14 protein-coding genes are annotated in these 17865 nt (G+C 40.6%); 13 read left to right on the top strand and 1 reads right to left on the bottom strand.

Annotated features, from left to right (window positions below; translation table 11 throughout):
• The first annotated feature begins 30 nt into the window (after nt 1-30).
• The 5 genes from scrK (at nt 31) to alr (ending at nt 9236) form a co-directional block, all read left to right on the top strand.
• A complete protein-coding gene (scrK, locus tag ODU37_RS03475; RefSeq protein WP_023371421.1) occupies nt 31-915 on the top strand; it encodes a fructokinase ScrK in 885 nt (294 codons plus the stop codon).
• Between the two features lie 609 nt (nt 916-1524).
• A complete protein-coding gene (locus ODU37_RS03470) occupies nt 1525-4821 on the top strand; it encodes a ribonuclease (protein WP_105158585.1) in 3297 nt (1098 codons plus the stop codon).
• Between the two features lie 319 nt (nt 4822-5140).
• A complete protein-coding gene (gene secA, locus ODU37_RS03465; protein WP_249562347.1) occupies nt 5141-7666 on the top strand; it encodes a preprotein translocase subunit SecA in 2526 nt (841 codons plus the stop codon).
• A 114-nt stretch (nt 7667-7780) separates the two neighbouring features.
• Nucleotides 7781-8140 carry a holo-ACP synthase gene (gene acpS / locus ODU37_RS03460; protein WP_012027718.1) on the top strand — a complete coding sequence of 120 codons (360 nt, stop codon included), beginning with the start codon at nt 7781-7783 and terminating at the stop codon, nt 8138-8140.
• Nucleotides 8133-9236: an alanine racemase gene (gene alr / locus ODU37_RS03455; RefSeq protein ID WP_029170995.1), complete on the top strand. Its 1104-nt coding sequence runs from the start codon at nt 8133-8135 to the stop codon at nt 9234-9236. The genes acpS and alr overlap by 8 nt, the downstream gene beginning before the upstream one ends.
• Before the next feature lie 593 nt (nt 9237-9829).
• Here alr and ODU37_RS03450 read toward each other — a convergent pair.
• A complete protein-coding gene (locus tag ODU37_RS03450) occupies nt 9830-11185 on the bottom strand; it encodes an aspartate kinase (RefSeq protein WP_105147685.1) in 1356 nt (451 codons plus the stop codon).
• 176 nt (nt 11186-11361) lie between these two features.
• Between ODU37_RS03450 and ODU37_RS03445 the strand changes: the two genes are divergently transcribed.
• From ODU37_RS03445 to fabG, 8 genes are all read left to right on the top strand, one after another.
• Nucleotides 11362-12003 carry an HAD family phosphatase gene (locus ODU37_RS03445; protein WP_105095595.1) on the top strand — a complete coding sequence of 214 codons (642 nt, stop codon included), beginning with the start codon at nt 11362-11364 and terminating at the stop codon, nt 12001-12003.
• A 439-nt stretch (nt 12004-12442) separates the two neighbouring features.
• Nucleotides 12443-13237, top strand: a complete 795-nt coding sequence (locus tag ODU37_RS03440) for an enoyl-CoA hydratase (protein ID WP_249562348.1) — start codon at nt 12443-12445, stop codon at nt 13235-13237.
• Nucleotides 13238-13316: 79 nt separating this feature from the next.
• Entirely contained in the window at nt 13317-13751 is a 435-nt protein-coding gene (locus tag ODU37_RS03435; protein ID WP_012775319.1) for a MarR family winged helix-turn-helix transcriptional regulator, read from the top strand.
• Complete coding sequence (locus ODU37_RS03430; RefSeq protein ID WP_105147683.1) at nt 13748-14725, top strand: beta-ketoacyl-ACP synthase III; 978 nt, start codon at nt 13748-13750, stop codon at nt 14723-14725. Before ODU37_RS03435 ends, ODU37_RS03430 begins: the two co-directional genes overlap by 4 nt.
• 59 nt (nt 14726-14784) lie before the next feature.
• The gene (locus ODU37_RS03425) at nt 14785-15009 is read left to right on the top strand and encodes an acyl carrier protein (RefSeq protein ID WP_002938891.1); all 225 of its coding nucleotides are present in this window, start codon (nt 14785-14787) and stop codon (nt 15007-15009) included.
• A 169-nt stretch (nt 15010-15178) separates the two neighbouring features.
• A complete protein-coding gene (fabK, locus tag ODU37_RS03420) occupies nt 15179-16144 on the top strand; it encodes an enoyl-[acyl-carrier-protein] reductase FabK (protein WP_105147682.1) in 966 nt (321 codons plus the stop codon).
• A gap of 1 nt (nt 16145) precedes the next feature.
• Entirely contained in the window at nt 16146-17066 is a 921-nt protein-coding gene (gene fabD / locus ODU37_RS03415) for an ACP S-malonyltransferase (protein ID WP_105147681.1), read from the top strand.
• A gap of 9 nt (nt 17067-17075) precedes the next feature.
• Nucleotides 17076-17810 (top strand): 3-oxoacyl-[acyl-carrier-protein] reductase, encoded by a 735-nt coding sequence (gene fabG / locus ODU37_RS03410; RefSeq protein ID WP_249562349.1) that lies wholly within the window; start codon nt 17076-17078, stop codon nt 17808-17810.
• The last annotated feature ends 55 nt before the right edge of the window (nt 17811-17865 follow it).

Raw genomic sequence — 17865 nt, 5'->3', positions numbered from 1 at the left:
GCTAGTGATAAAATTTTTGGAGACAATCAAATGACAAAATTATATGGTAGCTTGGAAGCGGGTGGTACAAAGTTTGTTTGTGCCGTAGGTGATGAACAATTCCAAGTTGTTGAAAAAACGCAATTTCCAACGACAACTCCTTATGAAACGATTGAGAGAACGGTTGAATTCTTCAAGCGCTATGAAGATCGTTTGGCAGGTATTGCGATAGGTTCTTTCGGTCCAATCGATATTGATCAAAACTCACAGACTTATGGTTACATCACTTCGACACCAAAACCACACTGGTCAAATATTGATTTACTTGGTCTGATTGCTAAGGAATTTAATATTCCATTTTATTTCACGACAGATGTGAATTCATCGGCATTTGGTGAAACCCTGGTTCGTAAAGGAGTAAAGAGTTTAGTTTACTATACAATCGGTACAGGTATTGGTGCAGGTGCCATTCAGAATGGTGAGTTTATCGGTGGCTTGGGTCATACCGAAGCAGGTCATACTTACGTTGCCCTACACCCTTACGATGTAAAACATGAATTTAAAGGAATGTGTCCATTCCATAATGGGTGTTTGGAAGGCTTAGCTGCAGGTCCTTCTCTTGAAGGTCGTACAGGTATTCGTGGTGAATTAATCGAGTTAAATTCAGACGTTTGGGACGTGCAGGCTTACTACATTGCTCAAGCAGCAGTACAGGCAACCTTGCTTTATCGTCCGCAAGTAATTGTATTTGGAGGCGGAGTTATGGCTCAAGAGCACATGCTTAATCGTGTACGTGAGAAGTTTGTCGGTTTGATGAACGATTATCTCCCAACACCAGATGTCAAAGAATATATCGTAACGCCAGCTGTTGCTGAAAATGGTTCTGCAACTCTTGGGAACTTTGCTTTGGCAAAACAGGTGTCAAGAAATTCATAATTGTCTATGAGAACAGATTCATTTGTACTTTGGCGATAGATATATTGAAGAATATTGGGTGAAGTTGTTTTATTATCACAATAACTTGACAGTGAAGTGAGAGTTTTTATGTAACTCTCGCCTATTTTTATCTAAAAAACTGTATTCATAAGAGATAGCCGTTCGTTAATCAAGGCAATCTTTGGGAGTAGGAAAGAATCAGACCAGCTTAAAAAGAGTTCGTCAACAACTCTTCAATTTAAGTTGTTGGGTCGAAACAGTGCCTCAAAAACCAATGATGACTATAAAAGATTAGAGTTGGCCATTGTTGGAGTTCATCGGGTATGAAAAAGAAAAACAAGTTCCATAATTCTTGATGCTTATTCATAAGCAAGGTTGAAAATCTTTTTATTAGCGATAGTGCAGTGATGTTTTTTAACCAGAGGAAAGTTGTTGTTTCCCAATTGTATGAAAACGCTATATCTAAAGTAATGATGCAGAGACACTAAAGGCTATAAAAACAGGAAAAGCATAGATAGATGGCAGAAAAAAGATAGTTAAAAGTGTTACAATTGGAATGCAAATTTTAGGCTGGGAAATTATTCTCAGAAGTATTTATATGGAGGACTTATGATTCCAATTCAACAGCATGGTAAGCGCTGGCTTATTTTGACACTTACCCTTTCTACTTCGGTTCTTGCGCTTGCATCTATCGGAGCATCACAACCGGTTGTTTTTGCAGATGAAAACTCACATTTACAATCACAAAAAAACACCAATAAAATAGAGGTTCTGGACTGGAAAACATTTTCCGAAAAATTAAACGAATACCCCTTGGACCGACGATTCAATGTTTTTAAATTAGGACTGGAGAATCGAGTTGGGACATTATCTACTCGGAAAGAACTAGAGGAATTTGGTAAAAACCACGATTTTTTGGTAATCAATGGTAAAGTTACTCAAAATATTCATGAATCTCCACATATTCTTGTTATGAACAAGGGTGATATTCTTGTTAATAGCCCAGAAGAGTATAAGCAGAAAGTTCAGGAATTACAATTTAGAGGTGACCAAGCTAATCTGAATAATACTATCACAAATTATGCAGCTCAAAGGATTCATGCGCTCTTTCCAATTCATGTTGAATCAACCAAAAGACAGTTATTGGATGCTGCCGGTCTCAAAACAGCTGACGATCATGCTAGAGTACTGAATGATAACTTGACAATCTATTCTCATGGGTATTCTGTTGACAATAAATTTTTTAACGAGTATAGTCATTTTGGATTTGGTCGAGACCCAAGGGTAAACGACATAGTCAATAAAATGAATGTTACTAAAAACCTCTTTACTGCCAATGATGATACGATTCTTAAAATGATTCAAGAATCAAAAGCTGATATTCAACCAACAGACAGTGGGAAGGTTAAAACTTTTGTTTTAAGCATGGCTAATAAGGTTCATTATGATTGGGAGGCTGCTAATACAACTGGAATTAATAAAGCTGGTTTATCTTACTATTTTGCCTCAGATTTGTTTGCTGTTACTCAAAGAAAATTAGCAACCTGTGTTGGTTTTAGTACAACAGCGGCACGAGCATTTAATTTTATGGGGTTCCCAGCCTATGTGGTTACAGGAGTAAATGCTAAAGGTGATGCTCACGCAACAACTCGAGTATTCTATGATGGAAAATGGCATACTATCGACGCAACAGGAGTCCGAGGAATTGGTCAGAAAACTGTTTATTCGGACCAGCATTTTAATGATATCGGGAAAGATAGTTATCAAGAAGTTGATAGCAAAGAGCTAGAAAAACTGCCATTAGGCCAAAATAACTATATGGTTATTAACAAGGAATATGAAGAATGGGCTATGAGGCAAAAAACAGCAGATTTACTGTTGTTCAACAAAGAAAAGTCCTTGGTTGGTTTGGATCATATTGCATATGTTGAGCCAACATATGTGTCACATGAAAATAAAAAACATTTATTAGACATTTACAAAGTTTTGCAAGAAAAAATAGAAGAGGCAAAGAAAAAAGATTTAAATTTAGATCATAAAAATGGCTATGAATATATTTTGAAATCAGTGGTATCTGATATTGACAAGTTGAATAAATCTGTAAATATCACGGAAAAAGAATTTGCTGAAATTAAAAATTCTATGAAAAATAATAAAGGTTTCTTATCGCAATTAGATAAAGAGGCTGCAGCAAATTTTGAAGACGGAGATGATTATAAAACTTATCTGGCAATAATGGAGGGTAAAAAGCTTCAAGAAGATCCTGCCATTATCAAAGACAATCACAATGTTTCTGAAAATCAATTAAGTCCTTTGAAGGAAGAAAACCAAGCTAATTCTGATGAAGTCACCCCAAATTCCAAGGATGCTTCAGCTCCAAGTGTTAATTCTGCACAGCAATCTGAGGAGCTTCTAGAAAGAAATTCTTCAACACAGGATACAATCTCAGCTGCTCCTTCTCAACAAACACCAGCTCCTAAGGCACTACAAGCCAAAACTGAGTTAGAGGATAAAACAGAGCCTTCATCTTTAGGAAATACAGAGATGGTTTCACCGAGTTCAGAAATAGCTCAGAATACAGTTGATTCTAAGGAAGAAAGTGATGCTAAATTACCACATGTTGAGGTTGCATCCAAAGAATCGAGTGAAGCGCAGGTTAGTGCAGTTTCCTCTCCACAAGTAATTTCAGTACCCCAAACTTCATTGGAAACTATTTCTACAGAAGTGGCAACAGAAGCATCGGAATCAAGTGTAGTTGAGAGTGATTCAGCATCTCAACCTTCACCGGAAACTAATTCTGCAGATGCGGTAACAACTAGTCAAGAAATGACTGGAACTTCGGTTTCTGTTCCACAAGTAAGTTCTGAAATCCAAACTTCATCAGAAACAGCTCCTGCAGATGAGGTAACAGAATCAAGTGTAGTTGAGAGTGATTCAGCATCCCCAACTTCACCGGAAACAAATTCTACAGAGGCAGTAACAACTAGTCAAGAAATGACTGGAACTTCGGTTTCTGTTCCACAAGTAAGTTCTGAAATCCAAACTTCATCAGAAACAGCTCCTGCAGATGAGGTAACAGAATCAAGTGTAGTTGAGAGTGATTCAGCATCCCCAACTTCACCGGAAACAAATTCTACAGAGGCAGTAACAACTAGTCAAGAAATGGCTGGAACTTCGGTTTCTGTTCCACAAGTAAGTTCTGAAATCCCAACTTCATCAGAAATTGCTCCTACAGATGCGGCAACAGAAGTAACAGAACAAAGTGTAGCTGAGAGTAGTTCAGCATCCCAACCTTCATCGGAAACTATTTCTACAGATGTGGCAACAGAAGTAACAGAATCAAGTGCAGTTGAAAGTAATTCAGCGTCTCAACCTTCACCGGAAACAACTCCTACAGAGACGGTGACAGCTAGTCAAGAAGTAGCTGAATCACGGGTTTCTGCTCCACAAGTGAGTTTTGTATCGTCTACTTTAGAGGTTCCTAAAAATGAACATTTAGACGAGAAAGCAGATGCAACTATGTCAAATGGAGTTGAAGCAAATACTCATGAGGCAGGTTCTATTCCGACATCAGATATTCATGTTCAAGATGCTGGTTCAGACACGGTGATTCAATCCCGGTCTGTGCTTGGAGAAGCAATTTCAACAGTTGAGCCTGTAGGCGTTGCAACTTCTCCTCAAGAGAGAAGTGCAGTAGCTAGTGAGGTGAAAGTGCCGACTTCTCCTGAACGTATTAATAATCCTGTTGAGGAAGAAAAAGTGGTTGATTCGAATGCAACAATTGAGAATCGAGAGCCAGAGAAAAAAGAGGTCTTTACTTCGGAAAATGTACTTAACAGCTTAGTAACAATTTGGGTAGCTTTATCTACCAGTTTCTTCATGAGATATTTTTCTCGAGGAAAATAATATATTAACACGGATTAAAGATAACGTTTATCTTTGTGTAGAAAATTATTCATGTGAGCTTTTATTAACTGAATAATATGATAACTGAGCTTTTAATGAATTTCTAAATCTCCGATATATCGCAGATTCCTCATTTAAAATTTCATAAATTTTTCACCTCCTAGGAGTTATTGTGACTAGGAGGTGTTTTGTGGTAAAAATAGTAATATTAAGCTAGCATTTTCATTTATTTAGGCTGTATCCTAGTGCCAAACCTTGAAAATTGCCTAGTTTTCTGCTACAATATATTATTGACTAAAACTGAAATAGGATGAATGATATGGTAACAAATGTACTTCGTTCTCTCATTGAAAATGATAAGGGAGAGCTAAGAAAACTTGAGAAAATGGCAGACAAGGTCTTCTCGTATGCCGATGAAATGGAAGCGCTGACTGATGAACAGTTGCAAGCTAAGACAGCAGAATTTAAGGAGCGATACAATAACGGTGAATCCCTCGACGATCTTTTGTACGAAGCTTATGCGGTAGTCCGTGAAGGAGCTCGTCGCGTATTAGGCCTCTATCCCTACAAGGTTCAGGTTATGGGAGGAATCGTTCTTCACAACGGTGACGTTCCAGAAATGCGTACAGGTGAAGGTAAGACTCTGACTGCAACGATGCCTGTTTATTTGAATGCCTTGTCTGGTCAAGGTGTTCACGTAGTGACGGTTAACGAGTATCTTTCTACTCGTGATGCGACTGAAATGGGTGAATTGTACTCATGGCTTGGTCTATCAGTTGGTATCAACTTAGCTGCTAAATCACCCTTGGAAAAACGTGAGGCCTATAACTGCGATATTACTTATTCGACCAACTCAGAGATTGGTTTTGACTACCTCCGAGACAATATGGTTGTGCGTGCAGAAGACATGGTTCAACGTCCTCTCAATTACGCCTTGGTCGATGAAGTTGACTCAATCTTGATTGACGAAGCTCGTACGCCGTTGATTGTATCTGGTGCACAAGGTTCTGAAACAAACCAGTTGTATTTCTTGGCAGATAATCTTGTTAAATCTTTGACAACAGAAGACTACATCATTGACATTCCATCTAAAACGATTGGTCTGTCTGATTCAGGTATTGACAAGGCAGAGAAATTCTTCAAGTTAGATAACCTTTACAATATTGAAAATGTAGCCATTACCCATTTTTTGGATAATGCGCTTCGTGCCAACTACATCATGACCTATGATATTGACTATCTGGTCAATGAAGACCAAGAGGTCATGATTATCGATCCATTTACAGGTCGTACGATGGAAGGTCGTCGTTATTCTGATGGACTTCACCAAGCCATCGAAGCTAAGGAAGGTGTACCGGTTCAAAACGAGTCTAAGACAAGTGCCTCTATTACCTACCAAAACCTTTTCCGTATGTATAAAAAATTATCAGGGATGACGGGTACTGGTAAAACAGAAGAGGAAGAATTCCGTGAAATCTACAACATCCGTGTTGTACCAATCCCAACTAACCGCCCAATCGCGCGTGTTGACCACGAAGATTTACTCTATCCAAGTCTAGAATACAAATTCAATGCCGTTATTGCTGATGTGAAGAGACGCTATGAGAAAGGGCAACCTGTCTTGGTCGGTACAGTTGCGGTTGAAACTTCTGATTTGATTTCTCAAAAATTGGTAGCTGCAGGTGTCCCTCACGAAGTATTGAATGCCAAAAACCACTATCGTGAAGCGCAGATTATTATGAATGCTGGTCAGCGTGGTGCGGTCACTATTGCGACCAACATGGCGGGACGCGGTACCGATATTAAGTTAGGTCCAGGTGTACGTGAACTTGGTGGGCTATGTGTTATTGGTACTGAGCGCCATGAAAGTCGTCGTATTGATAACCAGCTTCGTGGACGTTCAGGTCGTCAAGGTGACCCAGGTGAATCACAATTCTATCTATCTCTCGAAGATGACTTGATGAAACGCTTTGGTTCAGAACGCATCAAAGTATTTATGGAGCGTATGAATCTAACAGAAGAAGAGTCTGTTATCAAGTCTAAAATGTTGACACGTCAAGTTGAATCTGCTCAGAAGCGTGTGGAAGGGAACAACTACGATTCACGTAAACAAGTCCTTCAATATGACGATGTGATGCGTGAGCAACGTGAAATCATCTATCGCCAACGCCAGGATGTTATTACTGCTGACCGTGATTTGGCTCCTGAAATCAAAGCGATGATGAAACGGACGATTGAACGCCAAGTTGCTGGTCACTTCCTTGGTTCGAAAGATGAAGCTATTGATGGAATTATCAAATTTGCGCATGCAAATCTCGTTGAAGATGATACCTTGAGTAAAGCTACTTTTGAAGCAATGAATCAGAAAGAGATTGTCGAAGAGCTCTATGAACGTGCTTTGAGAGTCTATGATTCGCAAGTGAAAAAATTACGCGATGAAGAACGTGTACGCGAATTCCAGAAAGTTCTTATCCTTCGTGTTGTGGATAACAAATGGACAGACCATATTGATGCCTTGGATCAATTGCGCAATGCAGTCAGTCTTCGTGGATACGCTCAAAACAATCCAATCGTTGAATATCAATCAGAAGCATTTACTATGTTCAACGATATGATTGGAGCTATCGAGTTTGAAGTAACCCGCTTAATGATGAAGGCGCAAATTCATGACAATATTGAGCGTGAGCGTACAAGTCAAGAAGCACATACGACAGCTGTTAAGAATATTATGCCGAACCAATCGCATGCAATTCAGGAGAATGTATCTTTTGAAGGTGTTGATCGTAACGATCCATGCCCATGCCAATCTGGCAAGAAATTTAAAAATTGTCACGGCCGTAAATAGGAATGACGCGTGGACTGGACGGCTGTCCAGTCCTTTTGCAATTTTTAGACAAGTCACTAGACTCAGTTCGTTTATTTTAATAAATGAAATGACTATGCAAAAGGAGACCGATTAATGATAGTAGGACATGGCATTGACCTTCAGGAGATGGAGGCGATTGAAAGTGCCAGAATCAAACACCAAGGGTTTCCCAAAAAGATTCTCACAGAGAAAGAATTTGAACGGTATCAAAGTCTGTCCGGTCGCCGTCAGTTAGAATATTTAGCTGGACGTTGGTCAGCCAAAGAAGCGCTGACCAAGGCCTTGGGGACAGGTATTGGTAAGATAGGATTTCATGATATTGAAATTCTGAATACCAGCAAAGGAGTTCCCTATGTGACGAAGAGTCCCTTTGATGGGAATATTTGGCTAAGCATTAGCCATTCAGGAAATTTTGTACAAGCTAGTGTGATTTTGGAGGAGAAAGATGATTGAAAGTGAACATCGACCCACGCAAATTCGGGTTAACTTAGATGCGATTGCGGAAAATTTCGAGCAAGTAATGACCAATTTGCCCCCTAAGACTGAAGCGTTTGCTGTTGTTAAAGCGAATGCTTATGGTCATGGAGCTGTTGCGGTAGCGAAAAAGTTATCCAGTCAAGCAGCTGGTTTTTGTGTTTCGAATTTGGATGAAGCATTAGAGCTACGTAAAGCAGGTATCGAGCACCCTATCTTGATTTTAGGAGTGGTTCCTGTACGTTTTTTACCAGTAGCTCATCAACTCAATATCAGTGTGACAGTTGCCAGTCTGGACTGGTTGCAAGATGCAAAAGACTTAGAGGCGGATTTATCTGGTCTAACTGTCCATCTTAAGCTAGATACTGGTATGGGGCGGATTGGTTTTAGAAAAATAGCCGATTTGCTACAAGCGATTGCTATCCTTGAAGAATTAGAGTATGACATCGAAGGAGTCTATACTCATTTTGCTACTGCGGATGAGGTTGATCAGGCGCACTTCGAGAGTCAACTGTCTGTTTTTAAAGAATTTTTGGATGTTCTACCAATTACTCCGCGCTGGATTCATGCCAGCAATTCAGCAACAAGCATTTGGCATGCTGATACAGTATTTAACCTGGTTCGTTTGGGAAACATTCTTTATGGACTTAATCCAAGTGGACGAGTACTAGAACTCCCGTTTGAGGTTCAACCAGCCTTATCTCTCGTATCTGAAATTGTTCATGTAAAGCAGGTTGAAGCTGGCACAACAATTGGCTACGGAGCTACTTATCACAGCACCGATTCAGAATGGATTGCGACCGTTCCGATAGGATATGCAGATGGTCTCGTACGAAGTTTACAAGGCTTATCAGTTCTAGTTGATGGGCAGGCCTGTGAAATTGTAGGGCGTATTTCGATGGACCAGATCACCATTCGTTTACCTCATGCTTATCCACTTGGTCAAAAAGTCACCCTAATCGGTCAAGATGGAAATAAAACGATCTCTGTTCAGGAGTGGGCTGATCGCATCGGAACCATAAATTACGAGGTGGTTTGTCTTTTGACAGATCGCCTACCTCGAATTTTTGAATAACAGCGATAGTAAAAGTGACGATAATACGCCTCTTTCGCTAGAATAGAGGGGTAAAATATTAGAGAAGTATTACCTAGATATTGTCTATAATACAAATATCGTCATTTAGTTGAATTTTATTACTTCGATGTAAGGGGAGTGGGAAAGATTCGACTAGGTCAAAAAGAGTTCCCCTCACTTCCAAGCAGTTGGCTTGGGCTAAAATAGTCCACTGGACTGTTAAACCCAATCAACCACTGCGCTGAGATGTTGACACTAACTTTGAGTTTTCGTATAAAAAGCCTAAAAAATAGCTTAGAATTGCATCGTCAGAAACGTTGATTCTAAGCTATTTTTGTTTATTCAAATTTTAATTGCTACTCGATGAAAATTAAAATCAGACTAGCTTCAAAGGTTTGGGAAACCTTTGAAGCTTGGGGATAGAGTGAACGAAGTTCGTTTCTCCAAGAGCAGATATAACCCAGCTACTTTCTTATTTTATGGTAGCAGGCTGTCAAGCTCTAGTGGAGCTTGACACTTATCAAATCAAGTCAACAATGTCTGATTTTGATTTTCGAAGAGTATGAAGAGGGAACTGACCGACCTCGTTGTGATTATTGCTCGTTAAAAAAAGCTTCATAGAGTGCGTGCAGGGCGCGTTTCTTTTCTTCGGTTTTGACAACGAACATAACAGAAACTTCACTGGCTCCCTGTGAAATCATTGCCAAGTTGACGTTTTGTTTAGAGAGGGCGGTGGTAGCGGTAGCTGTTACACCGACATGGCTCTTCATATTTTCACCAACAATCATGATAATAGATAAACCATGTTCGATTTCGGCCTTGTCAACTTCCATTTTCGTATTGAGTTGACGAAGGATCTCTTCTTCCTTAATAGGAGTCAATTCACGCTCACGGACTACGATGGATAAATCGTCAATCCCGGTCGGCATGTGCTCCCAGCGAATATTGAGATCTTCGAGAATTTGCAACACCTTGCGACCAAAACCAACTTCACGGTTCATCAAGTATTTGGACAAGTTAATGCTGACAAAACCGTCGTCTGCAGCAATGCCGACAACAGGAACTGTTTGCTCGGTATGTTTGTGTACAATTCGGGTACCAGGGTGAGTTGGGTTATTGGTATTTTTAATAACCAATGGAATCCGCCCGCGATAGGCAGGAAGGAGGGCTTCATCGTGGAGGACGGAGAAACCTGCATAAGCTAATTCTCGCATTTCACGATAGGTCAATTCTTTGATTGAATGTGGATTTTTAATGATGCCAGGATGGGCAGCAAAAATACCATCGACATCTGTAAAGTTTTCATAGAGGTCAGCCTTAACCCCGGCAGCAATGATGGAACCTGTAATATCCGATCCACCTCGTGAGAAGGTACAAATCTGGTTATCAACAGTTACACCGAAGAATCCTGGGATAATGAGTACTTCATCTGTATCACGAAGCTCTTCGATTTTGTCATAACTGGAAGGCAAAATGCGAGCATTTCCTGGTTCGGAGCTGACGATAATACCAGCTTTTTTAGGATGGACATAGCGTGTAGGCAATCCTCTGTGGGTAAAATATTCGGCAATCAATTTGGCATTATTATCTTCACCAGCTGCTAAGAAAGCGTCGTAAAGGAATTCGTTATCATCAATTGGTAGGCTTGCCAAAGAGATGATGCTGTCTGCGATTTTCTTCATGCTGTTAGCTGTGAAACCAAGTTCGTCAACCATTGCTTGATAGCGGTTGATGATCCATTCTTGACTGGCAGTCACATCTTTTCCGTTAACATATTCTTTATAATATTTAATCAATGCATCAGTAACTTTAGTATCCTCGGCATTGCGTTTTCCAGGTGCAGACACCACAACAAAGCGACGTTCTGAATCAGATTGAACAATATTGAAAACTTTTTCTAACTGTCCAGCTGAAGCAAGTGAGCTTCCCCCAAATTTAATAACTTTCATTCTCATCTCCTTGGATATTTTTTTCTATTATAGCAGAATGATATGAAATTGTCAGTATGTTCAGACAAATCTTGCCAAGAATTTTATCGAAAAGCGAACAAGAGGTAAGTATGAAAATTTCAGAAAAACATTTTCTTCTTTCAACTGTGTTACAATTAAAGTAATAGGAGGCGAGTATGGTAAAAGCAATTATTTTCGACATGGATGGTGTACTTTTTGATACAGAAACATTCTATTTTCAACGTCGAGTGAATTTTTTAGCGACAAAAGGTTTATCGGTTGATCATTTGGATCCATCTATATTTGTCGGTGGAAGGGCTAGTCAAATTTGGCAACGGATTTTAGGGGATGATTATGATAACTGGGATGTCCCTGCCTTGGAAGAAGAATATCGTGTGTATAAAGAAAAGCGACCTACCCCTTATGCAGAGAGGATTTTTCCTGAAGTTAAAGCGGTATTGGAGAGACTAACTATCCAAGGTATTCCTGTAGTTTTGGCTTCAAATACCGACCGTTCAGAAATCGAACGTGCTCTACTAGATGCTGGTATACGCTCTCACTTTAGTCATGTTTTCTCAGCGATGGATTGTGAGGCCCCAAAACCAGATCCCGCAGTTTATGTGAAAGCAGCCAGTGCAACAGGAGTAGCTAAATCGGACATTTTAGTATTTGAAGATAGTGCTAAGGGAATTGAAGCGGCTAAAAAAGCAGGATTGACAGTTTGGGCTATTCGAGACCAGCATTATGGAATTGATCAGTCGAAAGCAGATAGATTGGTAGACAATCTTGAAGATGCCTTTGATTTAGTGCGATTTTAAGAAATATTATATTGTAGTCCAAGTATTAGTTCTCGGTGAAAAATGGTGTTTCTAGCTCAGAATCCAGTTCAATCTTCCAAAAGTATTAACGTGAAAAAATGAAAGTTGTAAATTAAACTTAGAGCCTATATTTACAGTTCAGACTTGCATATTGAGGTTGTTTTTTTCAAAATACAGTCAGTATTTCCCTCAAAAATTGCCTTGATGAGCGAAAAAGCCAAGGCGCTTTGTGTGTGAATGTAGGTTCTTAGACACGTTATTTTCTAGCATATCTAAATTTTATATTTCGAGGATAGCCCCCCCTCTTTTTCGGACGTCACACTTTCCTTGCTAGAAAAAAAGTGACAATTGTAAAAACTGTGTTACAATGGAAAACAAGAATTTGAAGTTTGATATTCAAATCTTTTAATTATCAAACTATTTCGAAAGGAGCAAGGGAATGGCCTACCAAACAATTCGTTATGAAGTAATTGATTCCGTAGCGATTCTAACTTTAAACAGACCGGAAGTTGCAAATGGTTTTAATATTCCTATGTGTGAAGAAATCTTAGAAGCAATCCGCCTTGCAGAAGGGGATGCCTCCGTCAAAATTTTACAAATTCAAGCACAGGGTTCCATTTTCTCCGTTGGTGGAGATTTAGTTGAGATGAAGCGTGCAGTTGATGATGATGATGATATTGCTTCTTTGGTAAAAATAGCAGAGCTGGTGAATGATATTTCGTTTGCGATGAAGAAATTGTCTAAAGTAGTCATTATGGTGACAGATGGGGCAGTGGCTGGAGCCGCGGCTAATATGGCAGTGGCAGCTGATTTTGTTATTGCCTCCAGCAAGACAAAATTTATCCAAGCCTTTGTAGGTGTTGGACTTGCGCCGGATGCGGGGGGTCTCTTTCTACTGAGTCGTGCTATTGGGGCTAATCGTGCTAGTCACTTGGCGATGACAGGAGAGGGCTTATCAGCGGATAAGGCTTTAGAATATGGGATTGTTTATAAATTGGCAGAGCCAGAAAAACTAGAAAAGACAGTTGCCCAGGTCATAAAAAAACTCTTGCGAGGCTCAGTAAATTCTTATGCAGCAATCAAACAACTGACATGGGAAAGTCAATTTAAAGACTGGGAGTCTTATCGCCGATTGGAGCTGGATTTGCAAGAAACATTGGCCTATAAAGAGGATTTTAAAGAGGGAGTTCGAGCGCATGCAGAACGACGTAGACCAGTGTTTACGGGAGATTAATTTTTAAATTAGTAAAAAATGTTTGACAATCAAAGTTTTATGGTTTATACTTTGACTATCAAAGTAAAGGAGGCCTGTTTTGGAAGATCCAAAAGTAAATGAATATCTAACGGCCATTTTTAACAATGTGTTGGTGATTGAAGAAACAAGTCTGCGTGGTAGCCGATTCAATGATATTTCGATTAAGGAAATGCACACGATTGATGTGATAGGAAGTATTGATGGAGCTACTCCGAGTGATGTTGCTCGGACTTTGATGGTAACCTTAGGTACTGTTACAACTAGCTTGAACAATTTGGAAAGAAAAGGATATGTTGAGCGTATTCGTTCGACCAAAGATCGGCGAGTTGTTCATCTCTACCTGACCAAAAAAGGTCGACTAGTCTATCGTTTGCATCAACGATTTCACAATGAAATGGTAAAACAGATTACAGATGGTATGGATGATGCAGAGTATCAGGTAATGAAGAAAGGACTCATGAAACTCTATCACTTCTTGGAGGATTTGAAATGAGAAACCATGCTAAAATCAGTCAGGTGGCCCACTATCTTCCGAAGAAGATTGTGACCAATGATGATTTGGCTCAACGAATGGAGACCAGTGATGAGTGGATTCGTAGCCGTACAGGTATCGGTCAACGGCACATTGTTACTGGAGAGACGACGAGTGATTTGGCTAGTCAAGTGGCTAGAAAATTACTGGAAAAGTCTCAGCTAGATGCTAGTGAAATTGACTTCATCATCGTAGCAACGATTACTCCAGATGCTTCAATGCCATCTACGGCAGCTATGGTCCAAGCAGCAATTGGTGCGAAAAAGGCTTTTGCCTATGATCTCGTTGCAGCTTGTTCAGGATTTGTTTTTGCGCTATCAACAGCAGAAAAATTGCTTGCTTCAGGAGTCTATAAGAGAGGACTTGTTATTGGATCAGAGACCCTATCTAGGTCTGTCAACTGGTCGGATCGATCAACGGCTGTTTTATTTGGAGATGGTGCTGGAGGAGTTTTGCTGGAAGCGTGTGAACAACCGAGCTTTTTAGCAGAAATCTTGCGAACGGATGGCGGTAGAGGTGCTAGTCTGACAGCAGGGATAGATCAGAAAGAGACGCCATTCTCGACACAAAGCCGTCAGCAACCCTTTATCCAAATGGAGGGCAGAGCTATATTTGAATTTGCTACGAGGGATGTTACGGCAACCATGGCAGAGCTGCTAGAACAAGCTGATATGACTGTGGATTGTGTTGATTATTTCTTGCTCCATCAAGCCAATATACGTATCCTAGATAAGATGGCTCGTAAATTGGGAGTGGCGCGTGAAAAATTTCCAGCAAATATGGATAAATATGGCAATACCAGTGCAGCAAGTCTTCCCATTCTCTTATCAGAATGTGTAGAGAGCGGAATGTTGCGATTAGATGGAAGCCAGACTGTTCTCATGGCTGGTTTCGGTGGAGGCCTCACATGGGGAACTCTACTCTTACAACTTTAGTTAATTCCTTGCCCTAGGCAAGATTAAAATATTTTATTTTCCAAAAGGAGACATTTATCATGGCAGTATTTGAAAAAGTACAGGAAATCATCGTTGAAGAATTGGGTAAGGATGCTGAAGAAGTAACCCTTACAACAACCTTTGAAGATTTGGACGCAGATTCATTGGATCTTTTCCAAGTTATCTCTGAAATCGAAGATGCCTTCGATATTCAAATCGATACTGAAGAAGGTTTGACAACTGTAGGCGATTTGGTTGCTTATGTTGAAGAAAAAACAAAATAATATTTCTAAGGAAAAGTGCTGGTGAGCATTTTTCTTTGGAGATATAGTTTGATATTCAAAACATTGAAACATCAAACTAATTATTAAGTGAGGGCTTTGCCCTCGCTTGTTTAGCTAATTGTTTGATATTCAAATGATTAGTTAAGCAAGAAAAACAGATGAGGGAATTATGCAGACGAAAATAACAGAATTGCTCGATATTAAGTATCCAATTTTTCAAGGTGGTATGGCTTGGGTAGCTGATGGAGATTTGGCTGGTGCCGTATCTAATGCAGGTGGTCTAGGAATCATCGGTGGAGGAAATGCTCCCAAAGAGGTGGTCAAGGCAAATATTGACAAGGTTAAATCTATCACGGACAAGCCTTTCGGTGTCAATATCATGCTTTTGTCTCCTTTTGCGGATGACATTGTTGACTTGGTCATCGAAGAAGGTGTGAAAGTTGTCACTACAGGAGCAGGAAATCCAGGGAAGTATATGGAGCGTCTCCATGCTGCAGGGATTACCGTTATTCCTGTTGTACCGAGTGTAGCCCTTGCGAAACGCATGGAAAAATTAGGGGTAGATGCTGTTATTGCTGAAGGTATGGAAGCTGGAGGCCATATTGGTAAATTGACCACCATGACCTTGGTTCGTCAGGTTGTTGAAGCCGTATCTATTCCTGTTATTGCTGCTGGAGGTATTGCAGATGGTGCAGGTGCAGCAGCAGCATTCATGTTGGGTGCAGAAGCGGTGCAAGTTGGAACTCGTTTTGTAGTAGCTACAGAGTCCAATGCCCATCAGGCTTATAAGGAAAAAGTTTTAAAAGCTAAGGATATTGATACAACTGTATCTGCTTCTATTGTTGGACATCCTGTGAGAGCTATCAAGAATAAGTTGTCATCTGCTTATGCAGCTGCAGAGAAAGATTTCTTGGCAGGTAAAATTTCGGCAGATGCTATTGAAGAACTTGGTGCGGGAGCACTCCGCAATGCAGTTGTTGATGGTGATGTAACAAATGGCTCCGTGATGGCTGGTCAAATTGCTGGTCTGGTTTCTAAAGAAGAATCTTGTGAAGATATTTTGAAAGACATCTATTATGGAGCAGCCAAAGTGATTAGAGAAGAGGCAAGCCGTTGGGCTTCGGTTGGAGAATAGGATGACAAAGACAGCTTTTCTTTTTGCAGGTCAAGGGTCTCAGACAGTGGGGATGGCTCGCGACCTTTACGAATATTACCCGGTAGTTAGAGAAACGTTTGACCAGGCTAGTCAGATTCTGGGGTATGACATTCGCGACCTAATTGACAATCAAGAGGATAAATTACATCAGACTCGCTATACCCAGCCTGCTATTTTGACAACTTCCCTAGCTATCTATCGTTTGTTGGCAGAAAAGGGGATTAAACCTGATATGGTAGCTGGTCTATCCTTGGGAGAATATTCAGCTCTGGTGGCATCGGGAGCTTTGGCCTTTGAAGATGCGATTGCCCTGATTGCTAAGCGTGGTGAATATATGGAAACGGCTGCGCCAGCAGGGACTGGTAAGATGGTTGCTGTTCTCAACACAGATGTCAACTTGATTGAAGAAATCTGTTCGACTGTTACCTCTGGGATTGTTTCCCTAGCCAACTACAATACACCAGCCCAAATCGTCATCGGAGGTGAGGTGGCTGCAGTGGATGAGGCGGTTGAATTGCTGAAGGAAGCAGGTGTCAAACGGATGATTCCGCTCAATGTATCTGGCCCATTCCATACAGCTCTCCTGCGACCAGCTTCGGAGCAATTGGCTCAGGCCTTGGAAGAAGTGGAATTTGCGGACTTCCAAGTAGAGTTGGTCGGTAATACAGAAGCCAAGGTCATGAAAAAAGAGGATATCAAGTCCCTCTTGACCCGTCAAGTGATGGAACCAGTCCGTTTCTATGAGTCAATCACAACCATGCAGGAAGCTGGTGTGACTAACTTTATTGAAATCGGTCCAGGTAAAGTCTTATCAGGATTTGTCAAGAAGATCGATAAGACAGCGCATGTTGTAGCAATTGAAGATATAGAGGGGCTACAAATAGTATTGAATAAATCATGAGGAGGAATCATGGAATTAACAAATAAAAATGTTTTTGTAACAGGTTCAAGTCGAGGAATCGGCTTGGCCATTGCCCATAAGTTTGCCAGTCTTGGTGCCAATGTGGTGCTGAACGGTCGTGGTCAATTAGGGCAAGAGATTCTGGATAGCTTTGCAGATTACGGTGTGAAAGTCCTAGCTATTTCAGGAGATATTTCAAGCGCGGAAGATGCCAAACGAATGGTAGCAGAAGCCATCGAAACCCTCGGTAGCGTCGATATTTTGGTCAACAATGCAGGGATTACCAAAGACGGTATGGCTCTTCGTATGACAGAAGAGGATTTTGATACGGTTCTGAAGGTAAATCTTACTGGAACTTTTAATATGACGCAGGCTGTTTTGAAACCGATGACAAAGGCTCGTGAGGGTGCTATTATCAATCTGTCAAGTGTATCTGGCTTGATTGGAAATGCTGGACAGGCCAACTATGCTGCTTCAAAGGCAGGTGTGATTGGATTTACCAAAGCCATTGCCCGTGAGGTTGCTGGGCGAAATGTTCGTGTCAATGCGATTGCGCCGGGCTTTATCCAGTCTGATATGACAGATGTTTTATCTGACAAGATTAAAGAAGCTATGACTGCACAAATTCCTATGAAACGCTTTGGTGCGACAGAAGAAGTAGCTGATGTTGCAGTGTTCTTGGCTAAGCAAGAATATCTAACTGGACAGGTGATTGCGGTTGACGGCGGCTTGACCATGCAGTAATCCAGTCTTCCAGTTTATCTTTTATTACTTCGACGAGTGAGGAAACTACGTTTCC

This window comes from Streptococcus sp. 2021WUSS109 (assembly GCF_044427305.1).
Lineage (GTDB): Bacteria > Bacillota > Bacilli > Lactobacillales > Streptococcaceae > Streptococcus > Streptococcus suis.
Note: the sequence above shows the minus strand (reverse complement) of the source record. Positions and strands in the feature narration are given on the sequence as shown.

Bases quoted from the DNA above. Each gene is read 5' to 3' on its own strand.
- scrK (WP_023371421.1), top strand. From the start codon at position 31: ATGACAAAATTATATGGTAGCTTGGAAGCGGGTGGTACAAAGTTTGTT.
- ODU37_RS03470 (WP_105158585.1), top strand. From the start codon at position 1,525: ATGATTCCAATTCAACAGCATGGTAAGCGCTGGCTTATTTTGACACTT.
- secA (WP_249562347.1), top strand. From the start codon at position 5,141: ATGGTAACAAATGTACTTCGTTCTCTCATTGAAAATGATAAGGGAGAG.
- acpS (WP_012027718.1), top strand. From the start codon at position 7,781: ATGATAGTAGGACATGGCATTGACCTTCAGGAGATGGAGGCGATTGAA.
- alr (WP_029170995.1), top strand. From the start codon at position 8,133: ATGATTGAAAGTGAACATCGACCCACGCAAATTCGGGTTAACTTAGAT.
- ODU37_RS03450 (WP_105147685.1), bottom strand. From the start codon at position 11,185: ATGAAAGTTATTAAATTTGGGGGAAGCTCACTTGCTTCAGCTGGACAG.
- ODU37_RS03445 (WP_105095595.1), top strand. From the start codon at position 11,362: ATGGTAAAAGCAATTATTTTCGACATGGATGGTGTACTTTTTGATACA.
- ODU37_RS03440 (WP_249562348.1), top strand. From the start codon at position 12,443: ATGGCCTACCAAACAATTCGTTATGAAGTAATTGATTCCGTAGCGATT.
- ODU37_RS03430 (WP_105147683.1), top strand. From the start codon at position 13,748: ATGAGAAACCATGCTAAAATCAGTCAGGTGGCCCACTATCTTCCGAAG.
- ODU37_RS03425 (WP_002938891.1), top strand. From the start codon at position 14,785: ATGGCAGTATTTGAAAAAGTACAGGAAATCATCGTTGAAGAATTGGGT.
- fabK (WP_105147682.1), top strand. From the start codon at position 15,179: ATGCAGACGAAAATAACAGAATTGCTCGATATTAAGTATCCAATTTTT.
- fabD (WP_105147681.1), top strand. From the start codon at position 16,146: ATGACAAAGACAGCTTTTCTTTTTGCAGGTCAAGGGTCTCAGACAGTG.
- fabG (WP_249562349.1), top strand. From the start codon at position 17,076: ATGGAATTAACAAATAAAAATGTTTTTGTAACAGGTTCAAGTCGAGGA.